The 13,013-nt window shown below is 54.1% G+C and carries 7 protein-coding genes; 6 read left to right on the plus strand and 1 reads right to left on the minus strand.

The features are described 5' to 3' along the window. The first annotated feature begins 6 nt into the window (after nt 1-6). Genes PQU96_RS09790 through PQU96_RS09800 form a run of 3 tightly spaced genes read left to right on the plus strand, consistent with a single transcriptional unit; the run spans nt 7 to nt 5,271 of the window. Complete coding sequence (locus tag PQU96_RS09790; RefSeq protein WP_272772157.1) at nt 7-2,139, plus strand: TnsB C-terminal domain-containing protein; 2,133 nt, start codon at nt 7-9, stop codon at nt 2,137-2,139. After that, nucleotides 2,136-3,578 carry a hypothetical protein gene (locus PQU96_RS09795; protein ID WP_272772158.1) on the plus strand — a complete coding sequence of 481 codons (1,443 nt, stop codon included), beginning with the start codon at nt 2,136-2,138 and terminating at the stop codon, nt 3,576-3,578. The genes PQU96_RS09790 and PQU96_RS09795 overlap by 4 nt, the downstream gene beginning before the upstream one ends. Beyond that, nucleotides 3,562-5,271: a TnsD family Tn7-like transposition protein gene (locus tag PQU96_RS09800; protein WP_272772159.1), complete on the plus strand. Its 1,710-nt coding sequence runs from the start codon at nt 3,562-3,564 to the stop codon at nt 5,269-5,271. Before PQU96_RS09795 ends, PQU96_RS09800 begins: the two co-directional genes overlap by 17 nt. Nucleotides 5,272-5,542: 271 nt before the next feature. On the opposite strand, the gene PQU96_RS09805 is transcribed toward PQU96_RS09800, so the two are convergent. After that, a complete protein-coding gene (locus tag PQU96_RS09805) occupies nt 5,543-6,454 on the minus strand; it encodes a TniQ family protein (protein WP_272772161.1) in 912 nt (303 codons plus the stop codon). Between the two features lie 355 nt (nt 6,455-6,809). Between PQU96_RS09805 and PQU96_RS09810 the strand changes: the two genes are divergently transcribed. The 3 genes from PQU96_RS09810 to PQU96_RS09820 all read left to right on the plus strand — a co-directional run bounded on the left by PQU96_RS09810 (nt 6,810) and on the right by PQU96_RS09820 (nt 13,009). Beyond that, a complete protein-coding gene (locus PQU96_RS09810) occupies nt 6,810-7,736 on the plus strand; it encodes an SIR2 family protein (RefSeq protein WP_272772268.1) in 927 nt (308 codons plus the stop codon). A 9-nt stretch (nt 7,737-7,745) separates the two neighbouring features. Further along, the gene (locus tag PQU96_RS09815; RefSeq protein ID WP_272772162.1) at nt 7,746-9,512 is read left to right on the plus strand and encodes an ATP-binding protein; all 1,767 of its coding nucleotides are present in this window, start codon (nt 7,746-7,748) and stop codon (nt 9,510-9,512) included. A gap of 206 nt (nt 9,513-9,718) precedes the next feature. After that, nucleotides 9,719-13,009 (plus strand): hypothetical protein, encoded by a 3,291-nt coding sequence (locus PQU96_RS09820; RefSeq protein ID WP_272772163.1) that lies wholly within the window; start codon nt 9,719-9,721, stop codon nt 13,007-13,009. Nucleotides 13,010-13,013: the final 4 nt, after the last annotated feature.

The following is a 13,013-nucleotide window of genomic DNA, read 5'->3' on the forward strand; positions in this document are numbered from 1 at the left end:
GGCCGTATGCACACTGGAACCCAATTATGTGCGCCTGAGGGCTTTGACGTGCTGCGCAAGGGCGTGGTGTATCACTTGTTGCGCAGTGATGCGGTGCGAGAACGTGTTTTACTGCTGGAGTTTAGAAGTAAGCCGATAAGGCGCAAGGCCAAGACTCGAGTTAAAGATGTCGGTTCTTCTTCTGGTGGGGCTGAGGCTTCCGCTTCCATGACTTCAGTAGAGACCGGATCCCCCGATGCTTTCAGGCCAGTACTGCACTATTTGTCGCGTCATCGGTTCGAACAAGGGCTGAGTGACGGGTTGATCGGTCCCTGTGAGTCACAGGAAGAATTGCCTCCCTGGTTCACTGGACTGTCCATCAATGAGTTGTCTCATTACGCACAGCCCCGGCCAGGGCGCAAGAAAAGTCATGAGGAACGAATTGATCGGATCTTGCTGCACTTGTGGCCATTGGTTCAAAACCTTGATCAGGTCTTGGCTGCAGAGTCACCGGATGCGGTGATTAATGCCCATGCCCGAGCTTGTCGCCCGATCCAGAACGAAACCCGACTCCGGACAGCGTTCTATGCCTATATCTGCTACGGCTTCAGTCGCTGGGCCCTGCATTACGCTGTGCATTGCATAGGTCGCTGGGATCGCATGGGTCGCGAGCGCAAACTTGGCCGGCCATCGCGCATATACGGTGCCTATCACGGCTATGGGACCAATGATCCCGAGATGATTGAGTGCATCCTGGAAGGCTATCGGCGGTTTGCCGGGCCGGGGCAGCACTTGAGCAAAATCTACCGCCGAACGCTCACCAAGGTATTCGGCTGTGTCCCACAAACCGATCCAACAGGGCGTAAGACCTTCGTCCATCCTGCAGGCCGGCCGTTTCCCTCTCTGGGGCAGTTTGCTTACCGAGTAGCACAGGCGTTTCCGCTGGATGCACGACAGACCCACAAGTATGGTCATGCGCGGGTGCGCAATCGCATGACGCACTCGCAAGGCCGTTTTGCCGAGAGTGTCGGTAACTTGATGGAGCGCACCGAGCAGGATGCTTATTGTTGCGACCAGGTGGCGATCGGTTATCTGCCAGGTAGCCATCTTCCAGCATTGTGGGTCGTACGTATCCGCTGCATCGCCTCGGGAATGATTGTCGGTATTGGTTTTTCAATTGGCGAAGAGCTGGCAGCGGCGTACCGCATGGCTCTGTTTTGTGCGGCTATCGATAAGGTCCAATTTGCCAACCTGTTTGGGCTGGAACTTCAACCGGAAGATTGGCCCAGCATAGGTATCTCTCCCTATCCTATCAATGACCGGGGGCCGGGCTCCACAGCAAAAGCCGATCCAGTCATTGCGACATACATGCCTCTTATCAAGGAAGGGACACCAAGCCAAGCGGGGCAATCCAAAGCTTCGGTGGAGACAATGCATCCCAAACCGGTCAAGCAGGAGGGTCAACCACAGTATAAGGAAACACGGCTTACCATTCCGCAGTTAGCGGTACAGGAAATCCAGCGGGCGGTAGAAGATAACGACTGCACCGACGTTGTGGATAGGCTCAACAACGAAGCACTCAATGATCGAGTATTCCCGACGCCTGCTGCCCTATGGAGCTACCTGGACCGGCGGGGGAGAAGCCATGCAATCACTATGCGGTTTGAGGAGGCTGTCCGGGCTTACCTTGACCCGATTGAGCTTACTGTTCGGGATGATGCGGTGTATTTCAAAGATGCTCGTTTCGAGTCGGATGCGCTCAAACGTTCAGGAGCCCTGCAAAAAGCCCATGACTTGGGACGCTATACGCTTCAGGGCTACATGCTGAGTGTCTGTGTACGTCATTTGTGGGTGGAGATCGGAACCGAACTGGTTCGGGTTGATGCAATGCTCGGAATCCGAGATGGCCAGGAGCAACTCTATATCTCCGTGCTGGAGATCGAGCAGCTGCAACAAATCAGGCGGGATGCAAAGCTGGAGCTCAAAACCCACCGAATGGCGGCCAGATCCGGGTACGAAGCAGTGTTTGAGAAACATACGGGTCAGGTTTTTGATCAGGCGACATTTAAATCGGGCCGTTCTCGGCGTTCCAAAGCGAATTCGGTGAAAGAGCGCCAAGAAATCATGGATTACCTACGTGCTGCTGGAGGTCGGAAATGACCGAGAGCTACAAACAGCATGAATGGCTGGGCTGGTTCGACCGGTTTGATACGGACGAATCCATTCGTCTCGCGGCATACCTTCCCGGTGTTCTGGTCCAGAACTTGGCACACTTGTCGGTTGAAGAGGCCTGTCAAAAGCTGGATCAAGCTTGGAAAGCTATCTTTGTGCCTGGTCCACAGCATGTGGAGCTACTGCGCTGCCTACTGGAGCAGGCACGCGGCTTTGCCAGCTCCAGTTACCCGACGGTAAAAGATTACAACCGGCGGCGGTGCTCTTATATGCAAGGAGCAAGTGCCCCTCAACCAATTCGTTGTTTGACTGGACTGGCTGGGGTGAGCAAATCATCTTTGATCCAGGCATTTGAACGCATTTGCCGGTTGCAACCAACTGCCGAATTCCAGACAGAGGGGCAGCGCTTAATGCTCTATCCCGTGCGTTACGTGAAGATCAATGGTCAACCCTCCGTAGTAGGGATTCTTCAAGGGATGAGCAATCCGGTTGCATTGGCGGGACGGAGAATGACGGGGATGACTGGCCTGATGGCACATGTGGGCGATTGGTTCATGGCCACGGCTACCAGCACACTGGTGGTCGATGAGATGCAATTTTTTACGCAAAGTAGTTCGGCCAGTACCAAGACCTCTCATCTCATCATGACTTTGGCCAACTTGGGGCCGCCATTGGTGTATGTGGCCAATTTCTCACTGGTCAAAAAGCTCATGCTACGGCCGCAAGAGGAAAGAGACCGCCTCCTGGCGGCTCCTATGGTATTGGATCCGCCAGCAGCTGATGACCAATGGTGGAGCGACGCGATTAGAGAATACTTGGCCGTGTCATCAGATACCTTCAGGCTTGATGCGGTCAGCCATGCGGCGGTCCTGCACCACTACACCGCAGGACTGTTCAGAGCATTGCGGCAGTTACTGCTCCAAGCCTATCGGGAGGCGCGGGCGCAAGACAAGGACGTGGTGACCCTGGAGGAGGTCAAACTGGCCTACGGTAGTCGTGCTTACAGCAGCCATCGTAAGGATGTCGAGGACTTGGCCTCCCTGTCAATCTCCAGTCAGATGGCAGAAAAGCGCCCTGATTTGGTCTGCCCATTCATTGAGGTACAGATAGCGGGCAAGGTAGCGAAACCCACTGCTCCACAACAGCCACAGACGTTGTGCTCACCACCGGATGTCCCTGCCGCGTTGATTGAAAGCACCATCAGTGCGAGTGCAAAAGCAACGCTGCGTGATTTACGGGAAGTCGCCAACCAGCCATCCGAAGAGCGGACAACTGCTGCTGTAACGCGATTACCGAAGCGTACGCCAGTTACAGCACAGTCGTTGCACTTGGGAGCGCAGGTGTTACGCGATGTCCTGAAGCCTTCTCATTCCGTCACCAAGCAACCACGGGCTCCACAGGACAGTGGTGATGACACGGCAAGCTGAGTTTGAAGGGTTTTCAGTTTGGCAGGATCCTTTGCCGGGCGAAACCTTGTTCAGCTGGTGCAGCCGGTACCACCTGCTCACCGTCAATGGGCTAGACCGAAATACCTGCTTGCAGCTCTTCGGTCATCACCGGACAGGAACGGCCCATGATTTCCCTGCTCGGGTGGGTGTTTTTGTACGTGAAACGAGGGGGGCTTTGGGAACGGCTTCTGAAATCATCCAGCAACGTACTTTGTTGCCGTTCTACCTGCCATTCCGACCGGAGGCTCTGGGGCGGCAGGCTGAACAGGCTCTGTGTGGCCAGGGCATCGGACACCTTAAATACCGGCTTGGACTGCTCTCCAGTGGCTTGGGGGCCGCACACCCACTGAAGGCCTGTGCATCATGCGTTAGGGAGGATTTGGCCCTACATGGCTGGGCATACTGGCGGCGGAGTCACCAGTTGCCAGGTGTCTGGTTGTGCCCACGACATCACGAACCGTTACAGGTGTCACCACTCAAGCTGGATCAGGCTGCCCGATTTTTATGGGTGCTGCCAACGCAGGGCTGTTGTGCGCCGGTCCCATGTTTGGAGGGGCTGAACGCTGGCCAGACAGCATGGCTACTCAAGTTGGGTACATTAAGCACAGCGCTGCTCGATTGCGTTCCTGGTCAGTTTGATGATCCAGCACGGATTAGCCAAGCAGTCAGAGACCGCTTGCGCGCGTGGGGCATGGCATATTCAACGGGCCGCATCCGTTGGTCAATGGTTGAACCTGTCCTGATTCGGATGGCAATGGACATGGTCTGTTTGCCGGAACTCAGCCACCAGTCAGACCCTGAGCTACTGCGGAGTCAACTCCTGCGCTTACTGTCCGGCCGTGCTTTGACTCACCCCCTACGGTATCTACTCTGGATAGCGAGTTGGTTTGATGATTTGGCTGATTTTCATTTGGCATATTCCGAAGTGCAGGTTGCTCACGGGAAGGAAGATCGATTAAGAACTGAGGCTGTGACGCCGCCTTCCTATGGGCCTAGTGAACAGCAGCAATTGATTGTGCTTCAAGCGAGTCGCGGGAGTCTCAGCCTAACTGCGGCCGCCAAGCAGGCCGAGGTAAGCTACGCGACGATGGCATTCTGGGTCAGTCGCCAAGGGGGCGAAATTTCACGACGCCCTAAGAAGGTGTCCCCATCTATGTGGGATCATATGGTGATCGAATTACAGAGTGGGGTAAATAAAGAAGCGGTAGCGCTGGCATATAACGTTTCAATTGCCACTGTGACCAGGGTTCTCCGGACGGTTCCCGGGTTACAGGAGCACTGGCACATAGTGAGACATGAGCAACGCCGCACGGCTGCCCGCTATGCTTGGGAGCAGATTTCAGGCCTACATGTCTATATGGGGAGCAAGGCGCTAAGACGCCTGCAGCCGGCAGCTTATGCTTGGCTCTATCGGAATGATCGTGACTGGCTTAAGGCTTCTTCTCGCTCGTTACGGAGAAGTGTTGATGGCAACCACTCCACTATGCGTATTGAGAATGCAGACGGACGCATGGCGCTTGCGCTGAAAAAGCTGGCTAATCGCAACTCCGCTCAGCAGCGTTGGACATTGGAAGCACTTAAAATATCAATTCCCAGAATCGAAAAGGCCATACGTTCTCCAGAGAGGTGGCCGCGTACCATCAATGCCTTAGGGCGCATTCTTACCATTTGAGAAAACCTGGTGAGGCCAGTCAGAAACCACAAGTTGAATCAGTTGGTATGAGAGTGTATGTAGTTGGGCGAAGCGTATCGATGCTCTGAATGTGTTAAAAAAAGGGGGGTTATTTAGAATAAACCTGTTTGCATTCTGATGCGCCGCCACAAATTTACTTCAATATTCTCAATATTGGCGTCGAATTTCTCACAAGCCTCATGCAAATTTTGACCTGCAAGAAATGCAGTCAATACACTGATTGTCGGGACCTCGACCGAGTCTAGAGCAGCTACTTACTTTCGGCAGCCTCCAATGCTTCCATGGCATGTTCAGCAGAGTCAAACAAAACCGCTAAAATTGCCGCGCAGCGCAAGGAGGAGAGGTGTTTTCTGTAGATATCCATATAAGCAGTATCAATTCCAGAGATACGGGTTTTAGGGTCCTTGCCTGAAATATCGGGAAAGTGCCTAAGTAGCCAGGTTGCTGGAAATGCCTCCCTGATAAGATTACTGACTAATATTTTTTCTTTACTGATGCTAATTCGTAAGCTGATTCTATTGGCAATAGCCTCAGACCAAGCTCTAAAACGTATAGGGATGGGCCTATGTAGCAACCCTAACATAATATTTTGCAGACGTTGTATTGCTGGATATTTAGTTTCTTCAGTGATGATGGTTTGATTCAACTCTTCTAATCCATATGTTGTTGTATGTCCTGGGGAATGAATTGCTGATTCGACGGATGTACAAACCAACGGATGTTGATGTTCTATGCACCAATCTACTCCATTAATCTGGTGTTGGCGTCGCCAATAACTGAATCCTCGCTTTTTAATATCCAAGTGTGAGCATGTTTTGCACCAGCGCAGCTGTTTTTTTGGAATGCTCAGCCCATTGCAAAGTATATTTTGATTGCGATTGTGAATTTCTTCAAAACTACAGTCTTTTTCAGTTAAGGGTGAAAGGATGGGAAGCATCGAATGGTTGGCAGTGAATATAAAGAAATCCATTCGACATATTTCGGCGAGCTGCCATAGTTGTGGGATGCTATTTCCCCTATGGCTGTATTCAGTAAGTAGTTTGCTTACAGTGTTGAAAGACGATAGGCCGTTGAGACGGGCAAGTCGCCCTAACAGCCCTTGAGCTAGTTCGTCTTGGAGAGGGTACGGTACGCTGTGGGTCGTTGGCTGTTCGGTTTGCATCCAGTTTTCCAGATACGTTGGTGGCAGTTGTCAGGCAAGGATGCTGCCATTATTCGCTGAAGTCCTCTAGCGTTGCTATGCCGAAATACACTTATCAACTTGTCCAGTTGAACGGCTCCCCATTGACCATCGCATAACATTATGACTTTGTGATAAAATAGTTCCTGATTGCTAAAGCACTCTCTGTGCCTGGATGGCCGGAGAGCTAGTACTTAACCCTAAGCTGCTCACTAAGCAGGGAGGCTTAAGAACTATGGATATCAGGAAAGTTATCGAACTTGCCCAGGCATGCTTGCGGCAGACCCCCACAATCATTCTTGGGAGTGGTGCGTCGGTGCCACATGGCATTCCTGGCATGGGGCCGCTTGGCCAACACTTAGCTGGTTCGGAGTTACCTCCGAATTGTCAGAGTGAAGCTGACCAACAGGCTTGGTTGCAATTCCTCGAACGGATACGAGTCCAGGACTTGGAGTCAGCACTGTCCGACGTACAAGTCACACCATCTGTCTTGTCGCACATCGTAAACACTACATGGCGCTTCCTCAATTCAGCAGATATCTCTGTTTTTCAACGCGTTGTAGCGGACCGTCGGTACCTTCCCCTTTCGCGGCTATTCGCGCATTTATTCCGTAGCACAGCCACCAGCATCGATGTCGTAACACCTAACTACGATCGGATTGCCGAGTACGCAGCAGAGGCCGCAGGTCTCTGTGCCTACACAGGGTTTGGGTTCGGCCTCTTGGGGGCCCGAGTAGGAGATCCACCGGCACGCGTGCACATCGGACGTAGACAAATGCGGACAGTGAACATTTGGAAAGTTCACGGTTCTTTCGGCTGGTTTGCCGATGCCTTTGGTAGTGTCGTTTCATTGCCGCCCATGGCAGAACCTCCAACGGGCATGACGCCGTCGATCGTTACGCCTGGGATTGAAAAGTATCGGAGGACGCACGACGAACCATTCCGTAGTGCAATGCATAGCGCGGATGAAGCTGTAAGGAAAGCAGCGGGATTTCTCTGCGTAGGATTCGGATTTAATGATCCCCATTTGCAGCCATTACTAACCGAGCGCTGCGCTAATCCTGACATCCCATTGGTGCTGATCACGAAGGAGATCAGCCCAACTGCGCGCCAAATTTTTGATAGTGGTCGCTGTGCCCGTTATTTGGCACTGGAAGAGAGCCCTGTCGGAATTCGAGTATTCGCAAACGAAATACCAGATGGAGTGGAAATTCCAGGTGCTCCGCTCTGGCGACTGGACCAATTTCTGGATCACACGATATAGGAGTTTCTGATGCCTATTCTCGACTACCAAGATGAAGAAGCCCTCGGGCGTGTTCGAGCGGTAGATACTGCCAACGTGACTGTAGCTGTAGAAGACGTTGCCCGTCTTCGTAAGTTGCAGGTAAATCGATTGGCTGCTCTGCAGAGTAGTCGGCCAGGCCAACACCTAGTCGGCATCATTCAGAAGATCACGCGTAACGCTTCGGATGGAGGGCCCCGTGCAGACAGGAACGATGCAGCGGAAGGACCAGATGACGACGATCTTGGTGATGAGATTAACATTGTACGTATCGCACTGATTGGCACTCTCATTGATCGCATCGGACAGAAAGAAAATGTGTTCGTGAGGACGCTGGAGACGGTCCCTGAGATCGATGCCAATTGCTTTGCACTCGAAGGTCCTCGCTTGACGGCGTTCATGCGCGTCATCGCGAATATTGCTGGCGATGGACAACGGCTTTCATTGGGACACTACACTCTCGATGAAGCTGCCGATGCCTACCTCAATGGAAATCGGTTTTTCCAGCGTCACGCAGTCATTGTCGGCAGCACCGGCTCGGGTAAATCCTGGACAACTGCTCGCGTGCTTGAGCAGGTCGCCGAACTGCCCAATGCAAATGCTGTAATGCTGGACATCCATGGGGAATACGCAACGCTGAGTGGTGATGGCTTCCGGCATTTGCGGATTGCCGGGCCGGCCGATCTCGATTCCGGCGCCACTCTGGACCAAGGGGTCCTCTTCTTACCGTACTGGCTACTCGGCTACGAGGCGTTGACCTCTATGTTCGTTGACAGGTCCGATCAGAATGCGCCGAACCAAGCGATGGTCATGTCACGTGCCATCCTTAATGCAAAGCGTGCATATCTTGAGTCCGGCTCAAGAGCCGACGTACTGGCGAACTTCACCATCGATAGTCCCGTGCCGTTCGATCTTGAAGCTGTGCTCGGTGAGTTGAGGGAACTGAATGAGCAGATGGTCCCAGGTGCTCGTGCAGAGAAACAAGGTGAGTTCAATGGCAAGCTCAGTCGGCTGATCCAGCGTCTTGAAAGCAAACGATCTGATCGAAGGCTGGGCTTCCTGTTCCAGGGTACGGCAGAGACGATGCAGTACGAATGGCTGGAGCGCTTAGTAGTGCTACTGATGGCGGGGCGGAGAGATCAGCCAACGGCAAAAGGGGGGGTCAAGGTAATTGATTTCTCAGAGGTACCGTCTGATGTCTTGCCGTTGATGGTGAGCTTGGTTGCTCGCCTCATATTCTCTGTACAACAGTGGACGCCTCCAGGGAGGCGACACCCGATCTCGATCATCTGCGATGAAGCTCATCTGTATATTCCTGAGCGAAGCGGGAGTGTAGGTGCAGATGACATCTCGGTCGCAATCTTCGAGCGCATCGCGAAGGAGGGACGTAAATACGGTTTGGGCCTTGTCGTCGTCAGCCAACGACCATCCGAAGTCAATCGGACAGTCCTCAGTCAGTGCAACAACCTGATGGCGATGCGCCTCACGAACGGCGACGATCAGGCTGTAGTGCGTCGCCTCCTACCTGACAGTCTCGGCGGCTTTGGTGAGCTGCTTCCAGTTCTCGACACGGGTGAGGCTCTCGTCGTAGGCGATGCTAGTCTGCTGCCGGCCCGCATCCGCATGGCGCCGCCGAAGCAGCCGCCTAATAGCGGTACGATCGACTTTTGGGATCGCTGGGCAAATGATGACGCGATTGGTGGACACGATGCAGCTGTTGAAAGTTGGCGGAAGCAGCGAATTCAAACTCCCATTTGATGAGGACAGCCGTTGCTCCTACGCAAGAACCGTTGAAGGCTACCGCTTTAAATGGGTAGACGAATACCGTTTGTGGCAACCACTGACTGGTATACAACTCTGGCAGAGAGCGCTCTTTGACTGACCAGGACGGTTAGACTGATCAACAAAACTATCGCGATCTACAAATACTGAGAATCGCACACACGTGAGAGTAAAGGCTGCCGATGACTGAGAATAAACCTGGTAAGCCAAGTTATCGTGAGTTTATGCGTGCGCGGCGCCCAGAGCTCTACTCTGATACGCTGAATGTCGAAGAAAGCGAGATGGACAGGCGCCAGTTCGAGTTCCATCTGCACAGTCTGACTAGCCGCAAAGAGGAAACGGCATTCGAAAACTTTGCCCGTGCCTTGGCTGAAAGAGAGCTGTGCCCCAATCTCATTCCACAGACCGGGCCCACAGGAGGCGGGGATAGCAAAGTCGACACCGAGACCTACCCTGTCGCCGCGTCAATCGCCACGCTCTGGTACGAAGGGGACCCGTCGAGATCGACCGCCGAGAGATGGGCCTTTGCAGTGAGTGCCAAGGCAAAATGGAAGCCCAAGATAGACTCTGACGTTGAGAAGATCGTTGCTACGGGGCGTCCATACACCCTTGCCTACTTTATCTCCAACCAGGCAATCCGCGATAAAGATCGTGCCGATACAGAAGACAAACTGAAGGCGAAATACGGTATTGAGGTCCGTATTCTTGACCGCTCGTGGATTGTTGAGAAGGTCTGCTGCCACAAACGCTGGCAGCTTGTAGCCGACACGCTCCAGTTTGAGCTGCCGCGCACCATGAAGGCGGTTCCAGGCCCCTTGGATGCAGAGCGTATGCGGGACTTGGATGCTTTGGACAAAAAAATTGAGGATGCAGCAGGCGACCGGGTTACCTTCGAACTGGTTGAAGAAAGCCTGCAGTCGGCTCTCCTTGCCAGGAGCCTGGACAAGCCCCGGATGGAGGTCGACGGTCGATTTGAACGCGCTGAGCGACTGGCTCGTGGCATCGCAAGCAGTAGGCAACAGCACCGAATCTGGTACCAACGGGCGTGGACAGCCATTTGGTGGTTCAACGACCCCACGGAGGCCCGCCGGCTCTATGACCTTCTGGCAGCCGAGATACTCCAGTCGGAGTGGATTTGGGATCTGGAGGAACTGGTCAATCTCTGGCTGGCCCTTCATGCCGGTCAGCTGCCGGAGGCCAGCCGTACAGCCGCGCTAAGCGCTGCACTCCAGCGACATGCGAACGACCACACCAAAGAGACCAGCTCGCTTTGGGCTCGCACTCAACAGCTCCTCATGGACCTGGTTACTGGCTTGCACACTGACCAATCCCTCAACGCGACTTTCAAGTCTCTACGGGAGACCCTAGCAGAGGTTCGCAAACAGGTTGAGTTTCCGGTGGAGCCCGTGGTTCGCCTTGTGCGGGAGCTTGCTGACACCATTGGCGACTCTCCTGCGTACGACGAACTGCTGGACAGCGTAATTGAGATTGAACGCGAGAGGCACGGCGACCGTGCTGCGGGTGAAATGCGCCTGGAGCGCGGCTTCCAGAAGCTCTCCCGCAAGAAGCCATATGAGGCGATTGACGACTTGGCCAAGGCCCAGTTCCTGCTCGCCCAAGAAGAGCGGCGAGGACAGTTTGTTGCCGCGCTCTCGGGCACAGGCCTCGCCTACGAGTCGGCAGGGCTATTATTTGCTGCTCGTGCCAATCTAGTCACTGCACTGGACCGGTGCCTCTACTCCTACTTCAAGGAAGGGGCTGTTGACGCCCGAGCACTGCCTCTTCTGAGGAAACTCACCTGGCTTGAGCTTCAGCTCGGTCGAATCCCCTATGCGTTGGCATGGGTGAAGTGGATGCCGCCAATGCAGGTAGCCCTCAGCCTGAGTGATGAGGAAGCCGACGAAATCGCTGAGGAAGTGCAGGCTATCGACCGCGTGTTGGGCATCCTCATTCTGAAGACGTCGCATGAGGAATGGGCACAGCTAACTCGGCTGCCAGACCTGTTGCATTCGCTGGGCCTGGAAATGTCCCGCGCCGCCTCCCTGTTCATGCTGGGTCATGAAGACACTGTCAGGAGTGACTACAACACGGGTGATGACGGCCTCCAGAAGTTTTTTAGTGATTGGGTGACAGTTCCGGCGGCTGAAGACCTTCCTGAACGACCGTCTTGGCACGTTGGAATAACGACCATGACCACTGTTGTCTTGGGCTGTCGAATCGATGTCACCGCCCGAGGCGGCATCACCTCTGCACTTCTTGGCGAAAGCATCATCGCGTTCTTGGAGGCCTTCTACTCCACAGCACTTCAATCAAGAGCTCTGATTTCACCACGAGAGGAACTCCTTATAGAAGTACGGCAGTCGGATGGAGCCAAAGGTCCATTCTCGCATCGGGCCGTGGAGAACGACTGTGGTGAAACGAAGTTAGTCGTGACCCACCCGATTGGGCCAACCGCCGACCTGATGGGTGCCGGTTTTGAAAAGGCAATTCTGGAGCTGTTCGCACGTGTCACAGCCGAATTGCAGATCGGCTTCGATACGCAAGTCTTGGAGGATCTGTTTGCCAAGCACCGGGCTCAGGACCGAGCTTTCCACGTCGCTCGTTCCATCATCGCCGTGGCGAACATCTTGGGCGAGTCTCCCCCCGGTCGGGCGGGAGACTGGGTGCAGGATCCCGCATTAGGCGAATACGCACTGTTGCGGGACACTCCTTGGTTGCCGCTCCCTACCGCGGAGGTTGAGGTCCGGACCACTCCCGATGATAAGCCGACCTTTGCGGCAAGCAGCCCGCCTGAGCGCCTATTTGGAACTGATGCCATCAAGCATCAAGACATAGGGGTCTTGTCCCCCATCAACCTGCCTCTTTGGGACCGGGCTGGTTGGAAAGGCATAGGTGTCGGTGGGACTCCTGATGAGATTTCCCCTCCTCTCATGGCTATCGCGTTCGAAAATATTGATGCAGGGCGCAAGATTTTCAGAGGATGGCAAAAGAAGGTAGGGCAAGTCGATCGTAGGGGGTGGATTGGAGTTACCGTGATTACCGGAATCCACAGTGACCGCCCGTTGGACTACCGTGTCGCTATCGGCGTTGGCGAACAGTACATGCGTTGCCAGATGTCTGGGCAGATGCGGCTCCTGACCATGGTGTACAGGATGCACGATATGGAACCAATGTCTGGTCGAAACTTGGATTTTCTGCTCGACTTATACTCACGGACTGGGCGAGTCATTCTCCAGCCATGTTCCTTCAAAGCAGCACAGGCGGGTATCTTGGTGGGCGACGTGGACCTCATGTTGGGAATTGAACTGATGCACCTTACGGTTATACCCGCTTGGCAGGTTGACGCCAGTTCACCACTGATCGCCGCCATGAGTGGTATCGAGAATCCATTCATCCCCGCAGACGTCACAGCCCCGCCATTTGCAGAAGTCCGACGACGCCTGGACGAGATGAAGCAGCGCCGCACATCCTAATCTA

It is taken from the genome of Vogesella margarita (assembly GCF_028548475.1).
In the GTDB taxonomy this organism is placed as follows: Bacteria; Pseudomonadota; Gammaproteobacteria; order Burkholderiales; family Chromobacteriaceae; genus Vogesella; species Vogesella margarita.

Excerpts from the sequence above, each read along its gene's own strand:
- PQU96_RS09790 (WP_272772157.1), top strand. The coding sequence starts at position 7 with ATGCACACTGGAACCCAATTATGTGCGCCTGAGGGCTTTGACGTGCTG.
- PQU96_RS09795 (WP_272772158.1), top strand. The coding sequence starts at position 2,136 with ATGACCGAGAGCTACAAACAGCATGAATGGCTGGGCTGGTTCGACCGG.
- PQU96_RS09800 (WP_272772159.1), top strand. The coding sequence starts at position 3,562 with ATGACACGGCAAGCTGAGTTTGAAGGGTTTTCAGTTTGGCAGGATCCT.
- PQU96_RS09805 (WP_272772161.1), bottom strand. The coding sequence starts at position 6,454 with ATGCAAACCGAACAGCCAACGACCCACAGCGTACCGTACCCTCTCCAA.
- PQU96_RS09810 (WP_272772268.1), top strand. The coding sequence starts at position 6,810 with ATGGGGCCGCTTGGCCAACACTTAGCTGGTTCGGAGTTACCTCCGAAT.
- PQU96_RS09815 (WP_272772162.1), top strand. The coding sequence starts at position 7,746 with ATGCCTATTCTCGACTACCAAGATGAAGAAGCCCTCGGGCGTGTTCGA.
- PQU96_RS09820 (WP_272772163.1), top strand. The coding sequence starts at position 9,719 with ATGACTGAGAATAAACCTGGTAAGCCAAGTTATCGTGAGTTTATGCGT.